Below are 22,645 nucleotides of genomic sequence, written 5' to 3' on the forward strand. Positions count from 1 at the left end.
ACTGGCAAACAAGACCAGGTGCACTCAAAGAAACCCAAACCGACACCCGACAACAAACCCCGGATGCCGACGGGAAAAACCCACCAAACATTCAGCACACTGTTGAGTTCTCAAAGGACAACCACACGCGCTTCTGCGGAGCCGTTTCCGGCCCGGTTCTTCGCGGTGATTCCCACTCTACCCGACCCGATCGAGCGGCTGTTCCGGGGGGTCCCGGTCGGTCCGGCTCGGACTCAGGCGGTGCGATCTCGATCGGCTCTCACGTGGAACGCCGGTCCGGATCGCTGTCTTCGACTGTACCCGAGGCCCGAGGACCTCGGTCGGCTACCGGCCGTCCGCGAGATCGCGTCCGTTCCCCGGTGCGGCATCTACTGTACGCGATCCCGTGGGAGGGGTCTGCGGCCCGGGGTCAGTGTGGGCGTCGTCCCAGGTCGGCGGGCGCGTCCTCGTCCCCCGCGCCCCCGGGGCTCTCCGCCCTCTCCGGAGCCGTCGCCGAGGCCGACTCCGGCGCCGGCTCCGGGGCCGTCCCCGCCGGCGCCGGCCGTCCGGTGGTGGCGAGCGACTTCAGCATCGCGTTGTAGGCGTTGAGGTCGCGGTCGCCGTCGCGGTCGGCACGACGGTCGTCCCGGCGGGCGGTCCGCTCGTCGGCGCGCGACCACTGCACGAGCAGGGCGATCAGCACGATGAGCATCGGGAGCTCGCCCGTGGCCCACGCGAGTCCGCCGCCGGTGGTCTGGTCGGCGAGGCGGTCGACCCACGGCATCTCGAGCTGCTGGTAGAAGCCCGCACCGATGACCGTGGCGGAGCTCATCACCGCGATGCCGAAGAAGGCGTGCAGCGGTATGGCGACGAAGAGCAGGCCGAGGCGCCCGATGGGGGGCAGCTGCCGGGGGCTGGGGTCGATGCCGACGATGGGCCAGAAGAAGATCAGTCCGACGAGCAGGAAGTGGATGTTCATCGCGATGTGGGCCCAGTGGGACTCCAGCGCGACGTCGAACAGCCCCGAGAAGTACAGGGCGTAGAAGCTGCCGACGAAGAGCGCCAGGGCGACCAGCGGCTGGGTGAGCACCCGCGCGACCGGCGAGTGGACCGCGGAGAGCACCCACTCGCGGGGGCCCGGAGGTGCCCCGGCGCCCGCCGGGGGCAGGGCCCGCAGCAGCAACGTCACCGGGCCGCCGAGCACCAGCAGGATCGGGACCAGCATGTTCAGGATCATGTGCTGGCCCATGTGCACGCTGAACGTCACCGGCGCGTAGCGACCGATGCCCGAGGACGTGGCGACCAGCAGGGCGAGGCAGCCGACGAGCCAGGACAGGGTGCGGCCCACCGGCCACGCGTCGCCCCGGGCGCGCAGCCGCCGCACCCCGGTGACGTACAGACCGGCGAGGACGAGCGCGAGCGTGCCGAACAGCAGGTCGAACCGGGACTGGGTGAGCAGGCCCGCGACGGTCAGGGGCTCGTCCACCGCGTAGCCGACGAGCGCCTCGATGCGCGTGGGCTCGGGGGCGGGCGCCGCGGGCGGCGGGGTGCGTCCGAGGGCGACGGCGACGCCCATCGTCGCCGCCATGAGGAGGACCTCGAGCCCGCCGAAGCGGATCATCGCGGCGGTGCTGCCCGCCTCGATGCCGGGGAGCGCGTGGCGCCGGTGCCAGGCACCGAAGGCGCCGAGGGCGACGAGAGCGAGGGCCTTGACCAGGACGAGGACGCCGTACGTGCTCGTCAGGAGGTCGGCGGGCGAGATCCGGACCAGGACGTTCAGCACGCCCGAGAGCGCGAGCACCACCCAGCAGACGAGCGCCACCGCCGAGAACCGGCGGGCCGCGAGGCCCGGGTGCCGGCCCCCCGCCACGAGATGGGTCACGACGGCGGCGAGCCCGCCCACCCACACGGCGGCGGCGAGCACGTGGAGCAAGAGGCTGTTGGTGGCGACGTCGTGGTCGCTGCCGCCGGCCGAGTGCCCGGTGAGGGCGAGCGGGAGGAGCCCGGCGAGCGCGACGCCGAGACCGACCACGGCAGCGCCCCACCCGAGCACGAAGCGGGTGACCCCGAGGGCGACGAGGGCGATCAGCGCGGTCAGCGCCCACGATGTCGTGCCCTCGATGCCGGTGACCGCGACCGAGAGCACCCGGGCGTCGAGCATCTGGGACACCGGGCGGCCGTAGGCGTCGGCCGCACTCAACGGGATCATCAGCAGCGCGGCCGCGGACCAGGCCGCCGCGCTCCACGACGCGACGCGGATCGCGCGGTAGCCGTCGGCCGAGAGCCAGCCCGAGGACGCGGGCGGCGTGAAGAAGGCCGCCAGCATGAGGAAGCCCACGGTGGAGGCGGCCGCCATCTGGCTCACCGCCCGCACGACCGGCAGGGCGTAGACCGTGACGGGGCCGGGGTCGGGGAGCCCGAGGCGGGCGAACGTGGCCGCACCCGAGAGCGTGCTCAGCGCCAGCGCGACCACCGCGGCGACGGCGAGCAGGGGCGCGACCTGCGCGACGAACAACGCCCCGGGGGTGGAGGGGCGTGCCGGCGCGTCGGCGGGCGGCGGGGTCGTCGTGGCCACGTCTCCAGGGTAGGTCGCCGCCGTCGGAGCGCCGTGCGGTCCGGTTAGGCTTCCCCGCGCCGGCCCCCGTAGCTCAACGGACAGAGCATCGGCCTTCTAATCCGACGGTTGCAGGTTCGAGTCCTGCCGGGGGCGCCGTCAGCAGCCCGCCAGGAAGTCGAGCACCTCGCGCGTCACCCGCTCCGGCTCGTCCTCCATGACGAAGTGGCCGGCGTCCGGCACGACGACCAGTCCGGCACCGGGGATGTCAGCGGCGAGGCGCTCGGCGTAGCCGACGGGCTGCCACCGGTCCCGCGCGCCCCACACGATGCGGACGGGCATCGCGATGTCCCCGAGCCGGTCGGTGAGCTCCTCGGTGTACCGGGAGTCGTAGTGCCGCACCTGGTGCTCGAAGAACGAGGTCCGCCCCAGCGGCGTCCGGTGCGGGGCGAGGTAGGCGCGCAGGTCGTCGTCGCCCATCGTCCCCGCGACCGTCATGCGCAGCTGCCGCGTCAGCATCTCCTCGAAGTCCGCCGCCGACATGGCGGCGTAGCTCTCGAGCCGGGTCCTGATGATCTCCCGCCAGGTCTCCGACGGCCACGAGTCGTAGCTGACCGTGTCGATGAGCATGAGCCGGCGGGCCCGCTGCGGGTGCAGGACCGCGATCCGCTGGCCGATCGCGCCGCCGATGTCGTGGGTGATGAGGCTCGGGCGCTCGAGGCCCAGCTCGTCGAGCAGGCCGAGCAGCAGGTCGGTCTGGGCGGCGACGGAGGTGTCGCGGTCGAGGGGCCGCTCGGAGTCGCCGTACCCGAGCAGATCGTAGGTGACGACGCGGTGGCCGGCCGCCTCGACGGCCGGGACGACGTGGCGCCATTCGTGGGACCAGGACGGCGTGCCGTGGACGAAGACGACGGGCTCGCCCTCGCCGCGATCGCGGTAGGCGAGCCGGACGCCGTCGACGAGCAGGTTCCGGTCGAGGAAGGTCATGCTAGGTAGACTAGTCTACCTAGCATGAGCGACAGAATCCCGGCCCGAGCCCGGATCCTCGACGCCGCCTCGGAGCGCTTCTACGCCCGCGGCGTGGCGGCGACCGGGATCGACGTGATCATCGCGGACGCGGGCGTCGCGAAGATGAGCCTCTACAACAACTTCGCCTCGAAGGCCGACCTGGTGTCGGCCTACCTGGAGCGGCGGCACCAGGAGTTCCTCGAGCGGCACCGGCGCCGGGTCGAGGCCCTGCCCGCAGGGGCGGGGCCCGGCGCCCGGGCCGTGACGGTGTTCGACGCCTACCTCGACGGGGTCGACGACCCGTTCCGGGGATGCGGACTGCTCAACGCCGCGGGTGAGCTGCCGACCGGCGACCCCGGCCGGGAGGCGGTGGCGCGTCAGAAGGCCGAGGTCGAGGACCTGCTGCGCGACGCCCTGGGGGACGAAGCGCTCGCCGAGCACCTGTCCCTCCTCCTCGAGGGCGCGATGGTGCGGGCCGGCCTGGAGGGCGATGCGGACCGCCTCCGCCGCGCCCGTCGGACGGCGGCGGAGCTGCTGGACGAGGCCTGAACCTCAGCGGTACCCCGTGGTGTCGGCCGGGCGCCCGGGGTCCTGGACCTCGTCCACGTAGCGCCAGCAGTCGGGCCGGGAGCCGTCGAGGTCGGTGAACCCGTAGAACGCGGCGAGCTCGCCCGACGACGTGGACATCGCGTTCCAGCGGGCGCGACCCGGGTCGGCGGCCAGCGCGGCCACACCCCGACCCACGAACCGGGGCGTCTCCGAGATCGCGAAGTGCGGCTCGCGGGCGAGGGCGTCGCGCCAGGTCTCCTCCGACACCCCGAAGTGCTCGAGCATGATCTCCGACCGCATCGAGCCCGGCGTGACCGCCACCGCCGTGCCCCCGTGGGCCGCGAGCTCGTGCGCCCACGACCGGGCGAGGCGGATCGGCGCGATCTTGGCGAGGTCGTAGTAGACGTTGAGCCTGTAGTGGCGGTCGTTGTGGTCGGCGGTGCCGTCGGTGACCTCGACGACGAGTCCCCCGGGCCGTCGCGCGAGCAGCCCCATGGCGCGGTGGGCCGTCACGAGGTGGGTGTCGATCGCCAGGCGCAGCGTCCGCAGCCCGTTGGCGAGATCGTGCTCCCAGACCGGCACGTCCCACTCGACCATGAGCTCTCCACCCCAGATGTCGTTGACCAGCACGTCCAGCCGGCCCTGCTCGCGCTCGATCCGGGCGACGAGAGCGGCGACGGCCCCGGGATCGAGGTGGTCGGTGGGCACCGCGACACCGCGCCCACCCGCGGCGGCGACCAGGTCGGCGGTGTCCTCGATCGTCTCGGGGCGGTCGTACTCCGAGCGCTGCGCCCGGGTGCTGCGCCCGGTGACGTAGACGGTGGCGCCCGCGGCACCGAGCTCGACGGCGATACCCCGGCCGGCCCCGCGGGTGGCCCCGGCGACCAGGGCGACGGTGCCGTCGAGAGCGAGCTGTGCGGTCACGCCGGTGACCGTCGCACGAACCCCCGACAACCCTCGAGAACCCGCGAGGGTTGCCGCCACCACCGGGGACACGCTTGGCTCGCCGGGTGCTGACCGACCTCCCCGCGTCCGCCGCCTGGCGGTTCGTGGACGCCGTGGACGGCTTCGAGGTCGTCTACATCGCGCCCGGCCGGCTGCGGGGACACACCTCCGCCGTGGAGGACGGGCAGCCGTACGCGGTGCGCTACGAGATCACGCTCGACGACGGGTGGCGCACGCGCTCGGCCCGCGTGTGGTCCGACACGCTCGCCGGGCCGCGCGAGGTGACCGTCGCGTCCGACGGCGAGGGCCGGTGGACGGTCGACGGCGCGCCCGCGCCCCACCTCGACGGCCTCGTCGACGTCGACCTCGAGGCGTCGGCCTGCACGAACACGCTCCCGGTCCACCGCCTGGCGCTGACGACGGAGGACGTCACCCCGTCGCCCGCCGTGTACGTGCGCGCGCTGGACCTCTCGGTCGTCCGTCTCGACCAGACCTACCGCCGCCTCGACGGGCACCGGTTCGCCTACACCTCGGACGGCGACTTCTCCGCCGTCCTCACCTACGACGACGCCGGCCTCGTCGTCGACTACCCGGGAATCGCGCGCCGAGCGTTCTGAGCAGCCTCGACTTATATAAGCTCTCGCTGCTACGTTCGCCGCCGTGCACGCCATGGACGTCCTCGGCGATCCGGTCCGCCGCCGGATCCTCGAGCTCCTCGCCGACGGGGAGCTGGCGTCCGGGGCCGTCGTCGAGCACATCCACGAGGAGTTCGGCATCTCGCAGCCCGGCGTCTCGCAGCACCTGCGGGTGCTGAGGGAGAACGGGCTGGCCTCGGTGCGGGCCGAGGGCACGCGCCGGCTCTACTCGGTCGACGCCGAGGGGCTCCGCGAGGTCGACGCGTGGATCGGGCGCTTCCGGCAGTTCTGGGAGCAGCGCCTCGACGCCCTCGGTACCGAGATCGCCCGCGGCAAGCGCGAGCGCAGGCGTTCCCCCACCCCCGACCCCACCCCCGACCCCACCCCCGAGGACAGCTGATGGACCTCTTCTCCGAGCTCGACGCCATCCACCGCCAGGTCGACCTCGACGCGGTCGACGGCGACACCGTCCGCGTGCTGCTGCGCCGGCGCTACCCGACCGAGCCGGCCGACCTGTGGAGCGCGCTGACCGAGCCCGACCGCATCGTGCGCTGGTTCCTGCCCCTGAACGGCGACCTGCGCGAGGGCGGTTCGTTCCAGTTGGAGGGCAACGCGGGCGGGGACATCCTCACGTGCACCCCGCCGCGGCTGCTGCGGGTGACGTTCGGGCACGAGACCAGCGTCGTCGAAGTGCGCCTGGAGGCCGACGACGAGGACACCGTGCTCGAGCTGGAGCACACCGTGCCGCTGGCGATGGCCGGCAGCGCCGCGGGCGCGCTGTTCGTCGGCCCCGGCTGGGACGGCGCGCTCATGGGGCTCGGCCTGTTCGTCCGCGGCGAGGCCGTCGGCGACCCCGTCGCGGCGGCGGAGTCGCCGGAGGTCGTCGAGTTCAACCGGCACTCGATCGACCGCTGGGTGGCGGCCGCGGAGGCGAGCGGCGCGGCGACCGCCGAGGAGATCGAGGGCGGGAAGCAGGCCGCGCTGGCCCAGTTCGTCCCCGACCCCCGGTGACCACGACACGAACCGGCCGGTAGGTCAGACTGTCGGCGGCGCGCTCGGCCGGGTGGCCGAGCCGTGGTCGAGAGGGGTGTCGATGGCGACGATGTCGTTCCGGGACGCGATGTTCCTGCTGGCGGAGTCGCGCGAGCGGCCCACCCACGTGGGCTCGCTGATGCTCTTCGACCGCCCCGAGGGCGCGGGACCCGACTACCTCGCGAACCTGCACCGGACGCTCGTGTCCGGCGACGTCGACATCGCGCCCCTGTTCCGCCGGCGGGCGACCCGCGGCGTCTCGACGCTGGGCCAGTGGGCCTGGGTGAACGACGACGACATCGACATCGAGTACCACGTGCGCCTCTCGGCCCTGCCGGGTCCGGGCCGCATCCGCGAGCTGCTCGAGCTCGTCTCCCGCCTGCACGGCAGCCTGCTCGACCGGCACCGGCCGCTGTGGGAGTTCCACCTCATCGAGGGCGTGGAGGGGGACCGCTTCGCGGTCTACAGCAAGATCCACCACGCGATGATGGACGGCGTCCGCGCCATGAAGCACCTCGAGAAGTCCCTGAGCACCGACCCGGAGAAGCGGGACATGGCGCCGTTCTGGGCCGTCGATCCCCGACCGGGCCGCGCCAGCCGCCCGGTCGGCGAGCCGGCGCCCGGGCCGTCGGGGTGGCTCGGGTCGGCGCGCGAGTACGTCGGCGGCGCGCTGCGCACGGCCGGCACGCTCGCCGAGGGCGTCGGGCAGTCGCTCAACGTCGGGCCGGCGCTCGTGTCGTCGGCCTACCGCGGGCTCGTCGAGCACGACCTGGCGCTGCCCTTCGAGGCGCCCCCGACGATGCTCAACGTCCCGATCACCGGGGCGCGGCGGTTCGCCGCGCAGTCCTGGCCGCTCAAGCGCATCCAGCGGGTGCGCGAGCGCACGGGCACGACGGTGAACGACGTCATGCTCGCGATGAGCGCCGGGGCGCTGCGGCGCTACCTCGAGGCCCACGACGGGCTGCCCGAGAAGCCGCTCGTCGCCGCGCTGCCCGTCGCGCTCGCGGACTCCGGCTCCGGCAACGCGCTCGGCGCGATCCTGGTGAACCTGGCGACGGACGAGCCCGATCCGTCCGAGCGCCTGCGGAAGATCCGCCAGTCGGGCCTCGCGGCCAAGGAGAACCTGCAGGGCCGCGACCCGATGACGATCGCCGCGCTCTCCGCCGTCGTCGCGGCGCCCATCGGGCTCGGCCTGGTGCCGGGCTCGTCGGCGATCAACCAGGGCTTCAACCTGATCATCTCCAACGTGCCCGGGCCCAAGGACCCGCTGTACTGGGAGGGCGCGCGGCTCGACGGGATCTACCCGATCTCGGTGCCGCTCGACGGGCAGGCCCTCAACATCACCGTGATGTCCTACGCGGACAGCATGGAGATCGGCGTGACCGGCGACCGGCGCGCGGTGCCGCACCTGCAGCACCTGCTGGGCTACCTCGAGGACGCGCTGGTCGAGCTGGAGGCCGTCGCCGACGAGGCCGACCCGACCTAGGTCCCCAGCTCGGCCGTGACGTCGCCGAGCACGTCGTGCACCTGCTCGAAGAAGGGCAGGCGCGCGGCGTACACGGCGGCGTCGGGGCCCGGCCGGAGCGTCTCGCCGAGCGGGATCTGCTCGGCGGCGCCGACGAGCCCGTCGGGACCCGGCGGGAGCAGCCCGACGCCCTGCATCCCGAGCAGCGCGGCCCCGAACGCTGCCCCGAACGCAGGGCCCTGGTCGACGGTCGGGAAGCCGACGGGCAGGTCGAGCGCGTCGGTGAGCAGGCGGCGCCAGAGCGTGCTGCGCGCGAAGCCGCCGGTCGCGCGGACCTCGTCGACGGCGAGGCCCGCTTCGCGCAGCGAGTCGAGCACCAGGCGCAGCTGCAGGCAGACGCCCTCGAGCAGGGCGCGTGCGACGTGGCCTGCGGTGTGTCGGCGGTGCAGGCCGACCAGCGCGCCCGCGCCGCCGATGTCCCAGTGCGGGGCGCGCTCGGGCAGCAGGTGGGGCAGGGCGAGCAGCCCGTCGGCACCCGCGGGTACGGCGTCGGCCGCGGCGAGGAGGTCGTCGACGTCGCGGTGGAGCGTCTCGCGCGCCCAGTCGAGCACGAGGCCGCCGTTCGTGATCGCCCCGCCGACCACCCAGCGCCGGTCGGCCAGGCCGTAGCAGAACACCCGTCCGCGCGGGTCGACGGCGGGCCGTTCGACGGCGACCCGCAGCGCGCCGCTGGTGCCGATCGAGCAGGCCGCGACGCCCGGCCGGACGGCGCCGACGCCCAGGTTGGCCAGGGGCCCGTCTCCTCCCCCGGCGACGACGGGGACGCCGGCCGGGAGGCCCCAGTCGCGGACCCGGAGCTCCCCGACGACGGCTGTCGTCGCGACCGGCTCCCCCAGCGCGTCGGCGGTGATGCCGGCGATCGCCAGGGCCTCGGGGTCCCAGGCGCCGGTCGCGACGTCGAGCAGGCCGGTGCCCGAGGCGCACGAGGTGTCGGCGACCCGGGCGCCGGTGGCCCGCGCGAGGACGAACTCCTTGATGCCGCCCCAGGTGTGCGCCGCGGCGTGCAGGCTCGGGCGCGCGCGGCGCAGCCAGGCGAGCTTGACCAGCGGGCTCATGGGGTGGATCGGGGTGCCGGTGCGCCGGTGCAGGGCCAGGGCGCCCTCGCGGGCCCGGAGCTCGCGGGCGACGTCGGCGGCGCGGCTGTCGGCCCAGGTCAGCAGCGGTCCGACGGGGTCGCCGCGGGCGTCGAGGGCGAGCAGGCCGTGCATGGCGGAGCTGAACGACAGCGCCGCGACCCGCCCGGGGTCGACCTGCGCCACGGCGTCGCGCACCGCGTCGCCGACGGCCTCCCAGATCGCCTCGGGGTCCTGGACGGCGGCGCCGGGCTCGGGCTCGTCGAGGTGGTGCGGGGCCTCGCCGTGCCCGTGGTCGGTGCCGTCGGACGCGAAGGCGACGGCCTTGGTGGCGGTGGTGCCGATGTCGACGCCGAGGACCAGGTCGGGCTCCGGCATCAGACGACGAGGCTCGACAGCAGCACGAGCACGAGACCGACCACCGACACGATCGCGACGGCGGCGGCCGTCACCACCATTCGGGTGTCGCTCGCGGTCCACACGACGGGCTTGTTTCCCCGCCGGCGCGTCCGCCTGAACCTCGGCGTGCCCCGAACTGCGCGGCCCGGGGGGCCCACCTAGGCTGCGGTGCGGAGGCGTCAGGGTGCCTGGTGGCCCCCGCGGTCTTCAACACCGTAGTGGTCGAGCATCTCGGCCAGGCGGGTTCGATTCCCGTCCGCCTCCGCCAGAACCCGGGTCCAGACGACGTGCCCAGGCCGCAACATCCACCACACCGCAACGTCCACCACATCTCAGGGGGTTCCTGCATGGGTGCACGCACCTGGCTGGGCGAGTGGCCGATGTTCCGGCAGGCCACGGGTTCGGATCCCCTCGGTCGCGGGTCCGCCGTGCAGTCCCCGCGGACGCAGGCCCTCGGGCCGCGGACCTCGGACGCCGACGAGGTCGTCAAGTCGGTCTGCCCGTACTGCGCGGTGGGCTGCGGACAGAACGTCTACGTCCGCGACGGGCGCGTCACCCAGATCGAGGGCGACCCCGACTCCCCCGTCTCGCGCGGGCGCCTGTGCCCGAAGGGCTCGGCGTCGACGTCGCTGGTGACCTCGCCGTCGCGGGTGACGACGGTGCGCTACCGGCGTCCGTACGGCACCGAGTGGGAGGACCTCGACCTCGACACGGCGCTCGACATGATCGCCGACCGCGTCATCGACGCCCGCCGCAAGGGCTGGCAGGACACCGATGAGGAAGGCCGCGTCCTGCGGCGCACGCTGGGCTTCTCGAGCCTGGGCGGCGCGACGCTGGACAACGAGGAGAACTACCTCATCAAGAAGCTGTTCATGGCGCTCGGCGCGATCCAGGTGGAGAACCAGGCGCGTATTTGACACAGCGCCACCGTCCCCGGTCTGGGGACCAGCTTCGGTCGTGGCGGTGCCTCGAACTTCCAGCAGGACCTGCAGCACTCGGACTGCATCGTCATCGAGGGCTCGAACATGGCGGAGGCCCACCCCGTGGGCTTCCAGTGGGTCATGGAGGCGAAGGCGCGCGGCGCCAAGATCATCCATGTCGACCCGCGGTTCACGCGCACCAGCGCCGTGGCCGACCTGCACGTGCCGTTCCGTGCGGGCGCGGACATCGCCTTCCTCGGCGGACTGATCAACTACGTGCTCACCGAGGGCGAGGACTTCCGCGAGTACGTCACGACGTTCACGAACGCCGCGGACCTCGTCGGTGAGGACTTCGTCGACACCGAGGACATGGCCGGGATCTTCTCCGGCTACAACGCCGACACCGGGCGCTACGACCCGATCAGCTGGCAGCTCGAGGGTGTCGAGTACGAGGCCCCGGCCGCCGGGATGCGCGACCACTGGGAGGCCGACCTCCGCGAGCAGGCCGACGGGTCGGGCCAGAGCGACGAGGGCCGGCAGCGCGAGCACCACGCCGCGATGGCGTCGGACACCGGGGGCGGAGCCGGCGACGCCGCCCACGCCACCAGCACCCCGCAGCGCGACGAGACCCTGCAGCACCCGCGCTGCGTCTACCAGGTGCTCAAGCGGCACTACTCCCGCTACACGCCCGAGGCCGTCTCCCGCGTGTGCGGCATGGGCGTCGAGGAGTTCCTGCAGGTCGCTCGGGCGATCACGGAGAACTCGGGCCGCGAGCGCACCACGGCGTGGGTCTATTCGGTGGGCTGGACGCACCACAGCGTCGGGGCGCAGTACATCCGCGGAGCCGCGATCCTGCAGACGCTGCTGGGCAACATGGGGCGTCCGGGCGGCGGCATCCTCGCGCTGCGCGGGCACGCCAGCATCCAGGGCTCGACGGACATCCCCACGCTCTACGACCTGCTGCCCGGCTACATCCCGATGCCGAACGCGCACCTGCACGACGACCTGCGGAGCTTCCTCGACGCCGACGCCGCGAAGACAGGCTTCTGGGGCAACATGGACACCTACATGGTGAGCCTGCTCAAGGCCTGGTGGGGCGACGCGGCGACCCCCGAGAACGACTTCGCGTTCGACTACCTGCCCCGTCTCACCGGCGACCACGGCACCTACGGGATCGTGCGCGACCAGATCGACCGGAAGACCTACGGGTACTTCGTCGTCGGCGAGAACCCGGCGGTCGGGCACGCCAACGGGAAGATGCAGCGCCTCGGCCTGGCCAACCTCGAGTGGCTCGTGGTCCGCGACATGCAGATGATCGAGACGGCCACGTTCTGGAAGGACGGGCCCGAGATCGAGACCGAGGAGCTGCGGACCGAGGACATCGGGACCGAGGTCTTCTTCCTGCCGTGCGCGAACCACACCGAGAAGGCCGGCACCTTCACCAACACCCAGCGGCTGCTGCAGTGGCGCCGCGAGGCCGCGCACCCGCCGGGTGATGCGCGCTCGGAGCTGCACTTCTACTTCCACCTCGGCAAGAAGATCCGGGAGAAGCTCGCCGGGTCGACCGACGAGCGCGACCGGCCCCTGCTCGACCTCACCTGGGACTACCCGACGTTCGGTGTCCACGAGGAGCCCGATCCCGAGTCGGTGCTCGGCGAGATCAACGGCTACGACGCCGACGGGAACCCGCTCTCGAGCTACACCCAGCTGAAGGCGGACGGCTCCACGACGGCGGGCTGCTGGATCTACACCGGCGTCTACAAGGACGGCGTCAACCAGGCCGACCGTCGCAAGCCCGGCTCCGAGCAGGACTGGGTGGCCGCCGAGTGGGGCTGGGCGTGGCCGGCGAACCGGCGCACGCTCTACAACCGTGCGTCGGCCGACGCCGAGGGCCGCCCGTGGAGCGAGCGCAAGGCCCTCGTCTGGTGGGACGCCGAGAACGACACGTGGACGGGCCACGACATCCCGGACTTCGAGGCGACCAAGCCGCCGTCGTACGTCCCCGCCGAGGGCGCCACGCGCCAGGACGCCCTGGCCGGCACCGACGCGTTCATCATGCAGACCGACGGGAAGGCGTGGCTCTACGCGCCCGCCGGGCTCGCGGACGGGCCGATGCCGACGCACTACGAGCCGGTGGAGTCGCCGGTGGCAAACCTGCTGCACGAGCAGCAGGACAACCCCGCCCTCGAGCGCATCGACCGGGCCTGGAACCGGATCAACCCCTCGCAGAGCGAGGTGTATCCGTACGCGTTCCTGACCTACCGGCTCACCGAGCACCACACCGCGGGCGGGATGAGCCGGTTCCTCGGCTACCTCTCCGAGCTCCAACCGGAGTTCTTCTGCGAGGTCTCCCCCGCGCTGGCCGCGGAGCGGAACCTCGAGCACCTGGGCTGGGCGACGCTGATCTCGGCCCGCACGGCGATCGAGGCCCGGGTCCTCGTGACCGAGCGCATGAAACCGCTGCGGATCGGGGACCAGACGGTCCACCAGATCGGGTTGCCGTACCACTGGGGGTCGAACGGGCTCTCGACCGGCGACCCGGCCAACGATCTGCTCGGCGTCGTGATGGACCCGAACGTCCACATCCAGGAGTCCAAGGTGGCCACCTGCGACATCCAGCCGGGACGCCGTCCCCGCGGGCCGGCGCTGCTCGACTTCGTCGAGTCCTACCGGCGCAAGGCCGGGGTGGAGCCGGGAGGCAACACGTGACGAACCTCTTCGGGGCGAGCGGAGCGACGGGAAAGCTCTTCGACGCCTTCTCCGGCGCGGCGACGTCGCTGTCCGGGCCGCTGCCCGACCCCAGCACCGACGCGGGGTGGTCGACCGAACACCCGAAGCGGGTCGGCTTCTTCACCGACACCTCGGTGTGCATCGGCTGCAAGGCCTGCGAGGTGGCGTGCAAGGAGTGGAACCTGGTGCCCGACGACGGCACCGACGCCTCCGACCTCTACCGGCTCACCGGGATGTCCTACGACAACACCGGTGACCTCGGCGCCTCGACGTGGCGGCACGTCGCGTTCATCGAGGACGTCCGGCCGCACGGCAGCGCGACCGCGGCGCACGGCGGGCCGCCCAGCGGCGTGCCCGTCGACGCGGCCACCGGGTTCCTGCCGACCGGGCTGCCCGCGGTGACCGACGGCGCGCCGTCGTCCCCGACGCTGCGCGCCCCCCGCGACGCCGCCACCGCCCCCGCCCCGGGCGAGACCGTCGACCTGCTCGCACTGCTGCCCGACTCCGGCGCGCACGGCCAGCAGACCCCCGACGACGAGCGGGACGTGCGCTGGCTGATGTCGTCGGACGTCTGCAAGCACTGCACGCACGCCGGCTGCCTCGACGTGTGCCCGACGGGAGCGCTGTTCCGCACCGAGTTCGGCACGGTCGTCGTGCAGGACGACATCTGCAACGGCTGCGGCTACTGCGTGCCGTCCTGCCCGTACGGCGTGATCGACGTCCGCGAGGACGACGGCGGCGCCCACAAGTGCACGCTGTGCTACGACCGCCTCGGCGCGGGCATGGAGCCGGCCTGCGCGAAGGCGTGCCCGACGAACTCGATCCAGTTCGGCGACCTCGACGAGCTCCAGGCCGCCGCCGATGCCCGGCTGGCGGAGCTGCACGGGCGCGGCGTGACCGAGGCACGGCTCTACGGTCGCGACCCCGACGACGGTGTCGGCGGCGACGGCGCGTTCTTCCTGCTCCTCGACGAGCCCGAGGTCTACGGCATGCCGCCGGACCCGATCGTCACCACCCGCGACCTGCCGGAGATGTGGCGCAACGCGGCGCTCACCGCGGTCGGCCTGGGGGCGGCGGTCGTGGCGGCGTTCTGGGGAGGTCGCAAGTGACGGACGCGAACCCGGCCGAGATGCCCCAGCGGTCGCGGGTCGACCACGACGCGGTGACGCCGCGCCGCGGGAGCCGGCGCCGCGGCCGCGGCGAGGAGCTGCAGGTCCCCGAGGCCGAGTTCCGCTCGTACTACGGGCGCCCGATCATCAAGGCGCCGGTGTGGAAGAACCCCGACGTCCCGCTGTACCTCTTCCTCGGCGGGCTGGCCGCGACGTCGTCGGGTCTCGGGGCCCTCGGCGGCGCCACCGATCGTCCGACGCTGCGACGCACCGGGCGCCTCGCCGCGGCCGCCGGTGCGGCCGGCGGGACCGTCTTCCTCATCCACGACCTGCACCGGCCGGCTCGCTTCCTGCACATGCTGCGGGTGTTCAAGCCGACGTCGCCGCTGTCGGTGGGCACCTGGATCCTCTCGCCGTTCGCGACGCTCGCCGCCGCGACCGCCGCGTCCGAGGTGACGGGCCTGTTCCGGCGGGCGGGCGACGCGTCCGGGGCGGTCGCCGCGGTGATCGGGCCGGCGCTCGGCACGTACACGGCGGTGCTGTTCTCGAACACCGCCGTGCCGACCTGGCACGAGGCGCACCGCGAGCTGCCGATCGTGTTCGCCGGCAGCGCCGCGGCCGCCGGCGGCGGGATGGGGCTGGTCGGGGCGTCCGTGCGCGACAACGTGCCGGCGGCGCGGCTGGCCGTGGCGGGCGCGGTCGTCGAGCTGGCGGCCGGCGAGTTCATGGAGCGCAAGCTCGGCCTGCTCGGCGACGTGTACCAGAAGGGCCGCGCGCACACGCTGATGCGCGCCTCGAAGGCGTGCCTGGCGGCCGGCGCGGTCGGCGCGGTGCTGGGCCGGCGTCGTCGCTGGTCGGCGGCGCTGTCCGGCCTGGCGCTGATGGCCGGGTCGGCGCTCACGCGCTTCGGGGTGTTCGACGCCGGCATCGCGTCGGCCAACGACCCCGCGCACATCGTCGTCCCCCAGCGTGAGCGCATCCGCCAGCGACAGGCGACGACCGGCACCGAGGTCGCGCCGCCGGACCGTACGTTCGCCTGACGGCTGCTTCGGCGTTCTCGTAGAGCGCTCCCACCTCCCGAGGTGCCGACGTCCCCCGCCCGTGTGACGATCCCCGATCGTGCCGGAGGAGGTGGACGTGTCGGACGCGTCGGGCGTGTCGGTGGGTCCCCGCCGCACCGGGCCGCCGCCGTGGGCCGTGGCGCTCGGGTTCGGCGTGCTCGTGGTGGCCGGGCTGCTGTGGGCGAAGTGGGCGCCGTACTGGGTGAAGGTGCCGTCGGTCGCCGGGTCGCACTCGCTCGGCCCGTCGATCCTCACCGGCGGGGAACCGACGCCGCCCGGCATGTCGCTGACCGCGGGGCTGCGGTTCGCCGGCACGTACTTCCTCGCGATCTGGCCCGCGCTCGTCGTCGGGCTCGTGCTGGCGGCGGCGGTGCAGGTCGCGCTGCCGTCCGCGTGGCTCGCCCGGCTGTTCGGGAGCGGGGTCCGCGGCGGCGTGCGCGGGAGCGCGCTCGCCCTCCCCTCGATGATGTGCAGCTGCTGCGCGGCGCCGCTGGCCGTCGGGCTGCGCCGCCGCACCGCGGACCTCACCGCGACGCTCGCGTACTGGCTCGGCAACCCGGCGCTCAACCCCGTCGTCCTCGCCTTCTGCGCCTTCGTGCTGCCCTGGCCGTGGACGCTGCTGCGCGCCGGCGCCGGTCTCGCCGTCGTCGTGGGGGCCGTGGCCCTCGCGCGGTGGTGGAGCGGGCCGGCGACGGTCGACGCGACGCCGGTCGTGCCCTCGTAGACCGAGCCCGACGACCGCCCTCTGCTCGTCCGCTTCCTGTCTGCGCTCGGGCGGCTCTCGGTGCGGCTGCTGCCCGAGTACCTGCTGCTCGTGGTCGCCCTCGGGGCACTGCGCGGCGTGCTGTTCCCGGTGGGCTCGACGCTGCTGACCGGGACGGGGATCGTCGTCGGCGTCGTCCTGCTGGCGGTCGCCGGGACACTCCTGCCGATCCCGACCGGCGCCGAGATCGCGGTCGTCGCGGCGCTGCTGGCCGTCGGGGTGTCGGCGCCGCTCGCCGCGGCGCTGCTGATCACCCTGCCGGCGCTGAGCCTGCCGTCGCTGCTCATGGTCCGCGGGGTCTTCCCGCGGGGGCTGCTCGTCGCCGTGACCGGGCTCGTCGTCGGGGTCGGGGTCCTGACGTCGGTCGTCGCCCTCGGCGTGTGAGTGGTCGTCCGTGGCGGGGCACGGGGAGGAGATGGGGGTGCAGCGCAGAATGGGCGAGGTGAGCGACGATCCCCGCCGGCGGGTGCCGCGCACCGACGCCGTGCTCGCCGACGCACGCCTCGGGCCGGCGCTGGCGACGCTGGGGCGGGCGCGGGTCAAGGAGGTCGTCGTCGCCGCGCAGGGCCGGGCGCGGGCCGGGGAGATCGCGCCGGAGGCCGTCGCGGACGAGGTGGTCGCGACACTGCCCCTGACCTCGGCGACCCTGCGCCCGATCCTCAACGCCACGGGCGTCCTGCTGCACACCAACATCGGGCGCGCCCCGCTCTCGTCGGCCGCCCGGGACGCGCTCGACCTCGCGGCCGGGACCACGGACGTCGAGCTGGACCTGGTCTCCGGTGGGCGCGGTCGGCGGGGCGCGGGGGCGTTGGGCGCGCTGGCCGCGGCCGTCCCCGACGCCGGCGGCGTGCACGTCGCGAACAACGGGGCGGCGGCGCTGATCCTGGCCGCGACGGCCCTCGCGTCCGGTCGGGAGATCGTCATCGCCCGCGGCGAGATGGTCGAGATCGGCGACGGGTTCCGCCTGCCCGACCTGCTGGAGTCCACCGGCGCCCGGCTGCGCGAGGTCGGCACCACCAACCGCGTGCACCGCGCCGACTACGCCGACGCCGTCGGGCCGGACACCGGCATGGTCCTCAAGGTCCACCCGTCGAACTTCGTCGTCACCGGGTTCACGTCGTCGGTGCCGGTCGCCGACCTGGTCGGGCTGGGCGTGCCCGTGGTGTCCGACATCGGGTCGGGGCTGCTCGCGCCGCACCCGCTCCTGCCCGCGGAGCCGGACGCGACCAGCGAGTTGCGGGCCGGGGCGGATCTCGTCACCGCGTCGGGTGACAAGCTGCTCGGCGGCCCCCAGGCCGGCCTGGTGTTCGGCGACGCCGACCTCGTGCACCGCCTGCGTCGCCACCCCCTGGCCCGGGCGCTGCGCGTCGACAAGCTGACGCTCGCGGCGCTCGAGGCGACGCTGCGGGGCCCGCTGCCGCCCGTCCGGGCGATGCTCGAGGCCGACGTCGACGACCTGCGGGTCCGGGCCGCGGCGCTCGCCGAGAAGGTCGGCGGGGTGGCGGTGGACTGCGCCGCGCAGGTCGGCGGGGGTGGCGCGCCGGGGGTGGAGCTGGCGAGCGCCGGGGTGGCCCTGCCCGTCGAGGCCGCCGATCGGCTGCGCCTCGGCGCCGACCCCGTCCTCGCCCGCGTCGAGCAGGGGCGGTGCGTGGTCGACCTGCGCTCGGTGCCACCCGAGGCCGATACCCGCCTCGCGGACGCGATCGCCCTGGCGCTGGTCCGAGCTCCGGGATGAGGGTCGTGGCCACCGCGGGCCACGTCGACCACGGCAAGTCGACGCTGGTCCGCGCGCTCACCGGGATGGAGCCCGACCGCTGGGCCGAGGAGCGCCGGCGGGGCATGACGATCGACCTCGGTTTCGCGTGGACGACGCTGCCCGGCACCGAGGAGCCCGTCGCGTTCGTCGACGTCCCGGGGCACGAGCGGTTCGTGACGCAGATGCTCGCCGGGGTCGGGCCGGTGCCGGCGACGATGTTCGTCGTCGCCGCCGACTCGGGGTGGATGCCGCAGTCGACCGAGCACCTCGACGCGCTCGACGCCCTCGGGGTGCGCGACGGTCTGCTCGTCGTCACCCGCAGCGACCTCGCCGATCCGGAGCTCGCGCGGGACGAGGCGCTCGAGCACCTCGGGGAGTCGTCGCTGGGGCGGCTGCCGGCGGTGTGCGTGTCAGGGGCGACGGGGGCGGGCCTTCCGGAGCTGCGGGCGGCGTTGTCGCAGCTCGTCACCGGGTTGCCCGCCCCGGACGTCGACGCCGACGTGCGCCTGTGGGTGGACCGCGCGTTCACGGTGCGGGGGGCGGGCACGGTGGTCACCGGGACGCTCGGGGCGGGCACGATCCGGGTGGGCGACGAGCTGGCCCTGGGCTCGCGCACGGTCACCGTGCGCAGGATGCAGGCGCTCGGCGAGAGCGTCGACCCCGTCCGCGCCGTCGCCCGGGTGGCGCTGAACCTGCGGGGCGTGGGCCTCGACGAGGTCGGGCGCGGCGACGCGCTGACGACCCCCGGGCGCTGGCTGCGCGGCGACGTCGTCGACGTGCGCGTCGGACCGCCACGGGGCGCCTCGGCCGCGGTGGAGCTGCCGAAGCAGGTGATGCTGCACGTCGGGTCGGCGGCGGTGGCGGCGCGCGTGCGGCCGCTGTCGCGGTCCGGGGCGCCCGACTCGGACGACGCCACCCGCACGGTGCGCCTCACCCTGCGGGAGCCGCTGCCGCTGCGCCCCGGTGACCACGCGCTGCTGCGCGATCCCGGCGCGCACCGGGTGCTCGGCGGGGTGACGGTGCTCGACGTGCGCCCGCCCGCGCTGCGTCGTCGGGGGGCGGCGGTGGCGCGGGCCGGGGAGCTGGCGGGCACCGAGGGCGTCCCCGACGCCGCCGGCGAGCTCGCGCGGCGGCGGCTGATGCGTCGCGACGACCTCGTCGCGCTGGGCGCCGAGGTGCCGGCCGACATGCCCGCGGCGGGCGGGTGGCTCGTCGACCCGGGGCACCTCCCGGTGCTGGCGCGGCGGCTGGTCGAGGCGGTCGTCGCCCACGCCGAGGCCCAGCCCCTGGAGGCGGGCCTGCCCGCGAAGGCGGCGGCGCGCGTCCTCGAGCTTCCCGATCCCCGCCTGCTGGACCTCGTCCTCGCGGAGCCGGGGGCGTCGTCGCTCACGGCCGCGGGTGGGCGGATCCGGCGCCGCGACGCGGGCGGGCTGCCCGACGCGGTGCGCGCGGCGGTGGCGGCGGTGCGCGCCGACCTCGCCGACGCCCCGTTCGCGGCCCCCGAGGCCCACCGGCTCACGGAACTGGGGCTGCGCACCCGCGAGCTGGGCGCGGCGGTGACGGCGGGGGCACTGCTCAAGGTCGGCGACGGGATCTACCTGGCGCCCGACGCCCTGGACGTCGCCGTGGCCCGGCTCGCGGACCTGCCCTCGCCGTTCACGCTCTCCGAGGCCCGCCAGGCCCTCGGCACCACCCGCCGCGTGGCGGTGCCGCTGCTCGAGCACCTGGCCCGCCAGGGCCGCACGCGCCGCGACGACGAGGGCCGGCACTCGGTGCGGTGAGGGGTGGGCGGGCACTCGCCGAGTGCAAGCCCTGCGTCCTCGCTTGCACTCAACGCCAGGAAAGCCGCTTCGATCACCGGGCGTCCGGGCGCTTTCCCGGCACGTCGGGCCGCGCCAGGATCACGGGCATGGACCTGCGTCGCGACGTCGCCCTCGGTGCGCGGCTGGCGGTGGTGCGCACCGGTGGCCTGGCGCTGGCCCTCGCCGGCGATCCCGTCCTACGCCTGCTGTACCGGCCCTGGATCGACGACCCGGCGCCCCTCCAGCGCCAGCTGCGCGAGGCCTCCCAGCCCTACGCGAGCCGCAGCGGCGTGCTCGTCGTCGCCACCGCCGCGATGTGCCGCGAGGTCGTCCGCGACCGCCGCTTCCTGGTGCGACCGCGGACCGGCGGCTCGCTCGGCGGGGCCGTCGAGGGCCGCCGCGACCCGCTGCTCGAGCCCGTCGAGCTGTCCTTCCTCGGCATGGACCCGCCGGAGCACACGCGGCTCCGGCGCCTGGTCGGCGGCTGGTTCACCCCCGCCCGCGTCAGCTCCTACGAGCCCCTGGTGGTCGGGCTCGCCGAACGGCTGGCTGACGAGGCCGCCGCACGCGGTCGGTTCGACCTGGTCGCCGACGTCGCGACCCCGTTGCCGGCGGCGGTGATCGCCGAGATCCTGGGCGTGCCCGAGTCCGACGCGGGCGCGTTCGCGCGGTGGGGCCAGGCCGTCGGCGCCGGGCTCGGCGGCGTGCGGTCGCTGCGTGCCCTGCACCGCCTCGACCGCGCCGTCGCCGAACTGCGCGGGCTGCTCGGCGGCCTGCTCGAACGCCGGCGTCGCGACCCCGCCGACGACCTCCTCAGCCACCTCGCGCGCGAGGACGTCGACACCGACGAGGCCGTCAGCCTCGCGGCGTTCCTGCTGCTCGCGGGGTTCGAGACGACGAGCACACTGCTCGGCAACGCCGTCGCCGCCATGACCGACGCCCGCGAGCCCTGGGCGAGGCTCGCCGCCGACCCCGGCCGGGCGGGCGACGCCGTCGAGGAGAGCCTGCGCTTCGACGCGCCGATCCAGTTCACCGCGCGGACGCCGCACGAGACCGTGCACCTCGGTGACCGCGACATCGAGCCGGACACCGTCGTGATGGCGATGCTCGGGGCCGCCGGTCGCGACCCGGCGGTGCACACCGACCCCGACGTGTTCGACCTCGACCGGCCGACGAAGGGCGAGCACCTGGCGTTCTCCGGGGGCATCCACTTCTGCCTCGGCGCGCCGCTGGCCCGGCTCGAGGCGCGGGTCGCGCTGGCGGCCCTGGCGGAGCGGATGCCGACGCTGCACCGGGAGCCGGGCGCGGCACGGCGCCGCTCGCTGCTGCTGAGGAGCTACACGACGCTGCCCGTCGGCGCGTGATCGAAGCGGCTTTCCTGGCGCTGAGTGCAAGCGAGGACGCAGGGCTTGCACTCAGGATGTGCTCAGATCGCCGGCGGATCCTGGAGGTCGGCGCGCAGGGTCGCGAGGGTGCGCGTGAGCAGGCGGGAGACGTGCATCTGGGACACGCCGACGCGCTCGGCGATCTGGGTCTGGGTCATGCCGCCGAAGAAGCGGAGCATGACGATCGTCCGCTCGCGCTCGGGGAGCTTGCGCAGGGCGGGCTGCACGGTCTCGCGGTGCTCGACCTGCTCGAGCTCGGCGTCCGCGGATCCCAGGACGTCGGCGAGGCGGCCGGAGGACGGGTCGTCGACGAGCATGTCGTCGAGGCTCGAGGAGCGGTAGGCGTTCGCCGCCTCGAGCGCCTCGAGGACCTCCTCGCGGCTGCGCTGCAGGTGCTCGGCGAGCTCGCCGGCGGTGGGGGCGCGGTTGAGCTCCTGGGACAGCTGCGGCATCGCCGACCCGATGGCCAGGCGCAGGTCCTTGAGCCGCCGGGGCACGCGCGTCGACCATGCCTTGTCCCGGAAGTAGCGGCGCACCTCGCCGGTGATCGTCGGGACCGCGTAGGACAGGAAGTCCGAACCGCGCTCCGGCGAGAACCGGTCGACGGCGTGGATGAGGCCGACCGTCGCGACCTGCTCGAGGTCCTCCTGCGGCTCGCCGCGCTGGGCGAAGCGGCGCGCGATGTGCCGCGCCAGCGGGAGGTAGCCCTCGACGAGGCGGTCACGCAACGCCTCGCGACGCCGGTCGCCCTCGGGCAGCCCGGCGTGCTCGAGGAGCATCGGGACGAGGTGCTCGTAGGAGTCCTCGTTCCGGGAGCTGCGCTGAGGTGCCCCGCCCGCGCTGCCCGTCAGCGGGCGCGCCGGCTCGCTCACGGGTTGAGCCGTTGCTTGCGCAGGTGGATGCCGAGCCACTCCGGGTCGGCGTCGAGCACTTCGGCGTCGTCGGTGAGCGTGGTCAGCACGCGCCACCCGAAGGTGTCCTGGCGCAGCGTCGCCTCGTGGCGCACCGGCACCCGGCAGATCACGTCGATGCGGCCCTCGGACATGACGAACCCGCAGCGCAGCTGTCCGCCCTCCCGCGCCAGGGGCACGAGCGCCGAACAGGCCTCGTCGACGGCCATCCGCAGGTCCGAGACGGCGTCGAGGTCGAAGTCCGCCCGCGCGGCCAGGTCGGCCGCGACGGCGCGCACCGACGGGATCAGTGCCGGGTCGGCGTGCACGCGGACCTCGACGGGCGACGGGGTCTCCGCCAGGCCTGCCGACCCGGCGGCACCGGGATCGGAGGTGGCGGTGGACGTGCGATCACGCTGCTGCGGTTCCGGCGTCTGCACGGCTGCTGATCTCCGTTTCGCGGCAGGTGAGGAGGTCGATGGCGCGGTCACCGTATCGGCGGAGCCTGCGCGGGCGGCAGGGGCCCACGC

19 protein-coding genes and 2 tRNA genes are annotated in these 22,645 nt (G+C 74.4%); 15 read left to right on the forward strand and 6 right to left on the reverse strand.

What is annotated here, in order from left to right:
• Nucleotides 1–409: 409 nt before the first annotated feature.
• Entirely contained in the window at nt 410–2,554 is a 2,145-nt protein-coding gene (locus tag PH191_RS20475; RefSeq protein ID WP_274196486.1) for a bifunctional copper resistance protein CopD/cytochrome c oxidase assembly protein, read from the reverse strand.
• A 62-nt stretch (nt 2,555–2,616) separates the two neighbouring features.
• Here PH191_RS20475 and PH191_RS20480 point away from each other — a divergent pair.
• A tRNA-Arg gene (locus PH191_RS20480) sits at nt 2,617–2,689 on the forward strand.
• Nucleotides 2,690–2,692: 3 nt separating this feature from the next.
• On the opposite strand, the gene PH191_RS20485 is transcribed toward PH191_RS20480, so the two are convergent.
• Nucleotides 2,693–3,520, reverse strand: a complete 828-nt coding sequence (locus tag PH191_RS20485; RefSeq protein WP_274196487.1) for an alpha/beta fold hydrolase — start codon at nt 3,518–3,520, stop codon at nt 2,693–2,695.
• A 24-nt stretch (nt 3,521–3,544) separates the two neighbouring features.
• Here PH191_RS20485 and PH191_RS20490 point away from each other — a divergent pair, with 24 nt between their 5' ends.
• Complete coding sequence (locus tag PH191_RS20490; protein ID WP_274196488.1) at nt 3,545–4,090, forward strand: TetR/AcrR family transcriptional regulator; 546 nt, start codon at nt 3,545–3,547, stop codon at nt 4,088–4,090.
• 3 nt (nt 4,091–4,093) lie between these two features.
• On the opposite strand, the gene PH191_RS20495 is transcribed toward PH191_RS20490, so the two are convergent.
• Nucleotides 4,094–5,014: an SDR family oxidoreductase gene (locus PH191_RS20495; protein ID WP_274196489.1), complete on the reverse strand. Its 921-nt coding sequence runs from the start codon at nt 5,012–5,014 to the stop codon at nt 4,094–4,096.
• A gap of 86 nt (nt 5,015–5,100) precedes the next feature.
• Here PH191_RS20495 and PH191_RS20500 point away from each other — a divergent pair, with 86 nt between their 5' ends.
• From PH191_RS20500 to PH191_RS20515, 4 genes are all read left to right on the forward strand, one after another.
• A complete protein-coding gene (locus PH191_RS20500) occupies nt 5,101–5,652 on the forward strand; it encodes a putative glycolipid-binding domain-containing protein (protein ID WP_274196490.1) in 552 nt (183 codons plus the stop codon).
• A gap of 43 nt (nt 5,653–5,695) precedes the next feature.
• The gene (locus tag PH191_RS20505; protein WP_274196491.1) at nt 5,696–6,070 is read left to right on the forward strand and encodes an ArsR/SmtB family transcription factor; all 375 of its coding nucleotides are present in this window, start codon (nt 5,696–5,698) and stop codon (nt 6,068–6,070) included.
• Nucleotides 6,070–6,681: an SRPBCC family protein gene (locus PH191_RS20510; RefSeq protein WP_274196492.1), complete on the forward strand. Its 612-nt coding sequence runs from the start codon at nt 6,070–6,072 to the stop codon at nt 6,679–6,681. The genes PH191_RS20505 and PH191_RS20510 overlap by 1 nt, the downstream gene beginning before the upstream one ends.
• 82 nt (nt 6,682–6,763) lie before the next feature.
• The gene (locus PH191_RS20515; protein ID WP_274196493.1) at nt 6,764–8,188 is read left to right on the forward strand and encodes a WS/DGAT/MGAT family O-acyltransferase; all 1,425 of its coding nucleotides are present in this window, start codon (nt 6,764–6,766) and stop codon (nt 8,186–8,188) included.
• Here the strand turns inward: PH191_RS20515 and PH191_RS20520 are convergent.
• Entirely contained in the window at nt 8,185–9,678 is a 1,494-nt protein-coding gene (locus PH191_RS20520; protein ID WP_274196494.1) for a gluconokinase, read from the reverse strand. The genes PH191_RS20515 and PH191_RS20520 overlap by 4 nt on opposite strands.
• A 193-nt stretch (nt 9,679–9,871) precedes the next feature.
• Here PH191_RS20520 and PH191_RS20525 point away from each other — a divergent pair.
• The 9 genes from PH191_RS20525 to PH191_RS20565 all read left to right on the forward strand — a co-directional run bounded on the left by PH191_RS20525 (nt 9,872) and on the right by PH191_RS20565 (nt 21,204).
• Nucleotides 9,872–9,967: transfer RNA gene (locus PH191_RS20525), tRNA-Sec, on the forward strand.
• A gap of 79 nt (nt 9,968–10,046) precedes the next feature.
• The gene (gene fdh / locus PH191_RS20530; RefSeq protein ID WP_274196495.1) at nt 10,047–13,328 is read left to right on the forward strand and encodes a formate dehydrogenase; all 3,282 of its coding nucleotides are present in this window, start codon (nt 10,047–10,049) and stop codon (nt 13,326–13,328) included.
• A 68-nt stretch (nt 13,329–13,396) separates the two neighbouring features.
• The gene (locus tag PH191_RS20535; RefSeq protein WP_274196745.1) at nt 13,397–14,458 is read left to right on the forward strand and encodes a 4Fe-4S dicluster domain-containing protein; all 1,062 of its coding nucleotides are present in this window, start codon (nt 13,397–13,399) and stop codon (nt 14,456–14,458) included.
• Nucleotides 14,455–15,498 carry an NrfD/PsrC family molybdoenzyme membrane anchor subunit gene (gene nrfD, locus PH191_RS20540; RefSeq protein WP_274196496.1) on the forward strand — a complete coding sequence of 348 codons (1,044 nt, stop codon included), beginning with the start codon at nt 14,455–14,457 and terminating at the stop codon, nt 15,496–15,498. The genes PH191_RS20535 and nrfD overlap by 4 nt, the downstream gene beginning before the upstream one ends.
• 97 nt (nt 15,499–15,595) lie before the next feature.
• On the forward strand, nt 15,596–16,243 hold the full coding sequence (locus PH191_RS20545; protein WP_274196497.1) for a permease: 648 nt from the start codon (nt 15,596–15,598) through the stop codon (nt 16,241–16,243).
• A gap of 60 nt (nt 16,244–16,303) precedes the next feature.
• Nucleotides 16,304–16,666: a hypothetical protein gene (locus tag PH191_RS20550; RefSeq protein WP_274196498.1), complete on the forward strand. Its 363-nt coding sequence runs from the start codon at nt 16,304–16,306 to the stop codon at nt 16,664–16,666.
• 49 nt (nt 16,667–16,715) lie between these two features.
• Nucleotides 16,716–18,017, forward strand: coding sequence for an L-seryl-tRNA(Sec) selenium transferase (selA, locus tag PH191_RS20555; protein ID WP_274196746.1), 1,302 nt, complete (start codon nt 16,716–16,718; stop codon nt 18,015–18,017).
• A complete protein-coding gene (gene selB / locus PH191_RS20560) occupies nt 18,014–19,819 on the forward strand; it encodes a selenocysteine-specific translation elongation factor (RefSeq protein ID WP_274196499.1) in 1,806 nt (601 codons plus the stop codon). Before selA ends, selB begins: the two co-directional genes overlap by 4 nt.
• A gap of 128 nt (nt 19,820–19,947) precedes the next feature.
• Nucleotides 19,948–21,204 (forward strand): cytochrome P450, encoded by a 1,257-nt coding sequence (locus PH191_RS20565; RefSeq protein WP_274196500.1) that lies wholly within the window; start codon nt 19,948–19,950, stop codon nt 21,202–21,204.
• A gap of 62 nt (nt 21,205–21,266) precedes the next feature.
• Here PH191_RS20565 and PH191_RS20570 read toward each other — a convergent pair whose 3' ends face one another.
• Both PH191_RS20570 and PH191_RS20575 read right to left on the reverse strand, forming a co-directional pair.
• Nucleotides 21,267–22,004: an RNA polymerase sigma factor SigF gene (locus PH191_RS20570; protein WP_274192502.1), complete on the reverse strand. Its 738-nt coding sequence runs from the start codon at nt 22,002–22,004 to the stop codon at nt 21,267–21,269.
• 89 nt (nt 22,005–22,093) lie between these two features.
• Nucleotides 22,094–22,555, reverse strand: a complete 462-nt coding sequence (locus PH191_RS20575) for an ATP-binding protein (protein ID WP_274196501.1) — start codon at nt 22,553–22,555, stop codon at nt 22,094–22,096.
• Nucleotides 22,556–22,645 lie beyond the last annotated feature (90 nt).

The organism is Actinomycetospora callitridis (genome assembly GCF_028737265.1).
Lineage (GTDB): Bacteria > Actinomycetota > Actinomycetes > Mycobacteriales > Pseudonocardiaceae > Actinomycetospora > Actinomycetospora callitridis.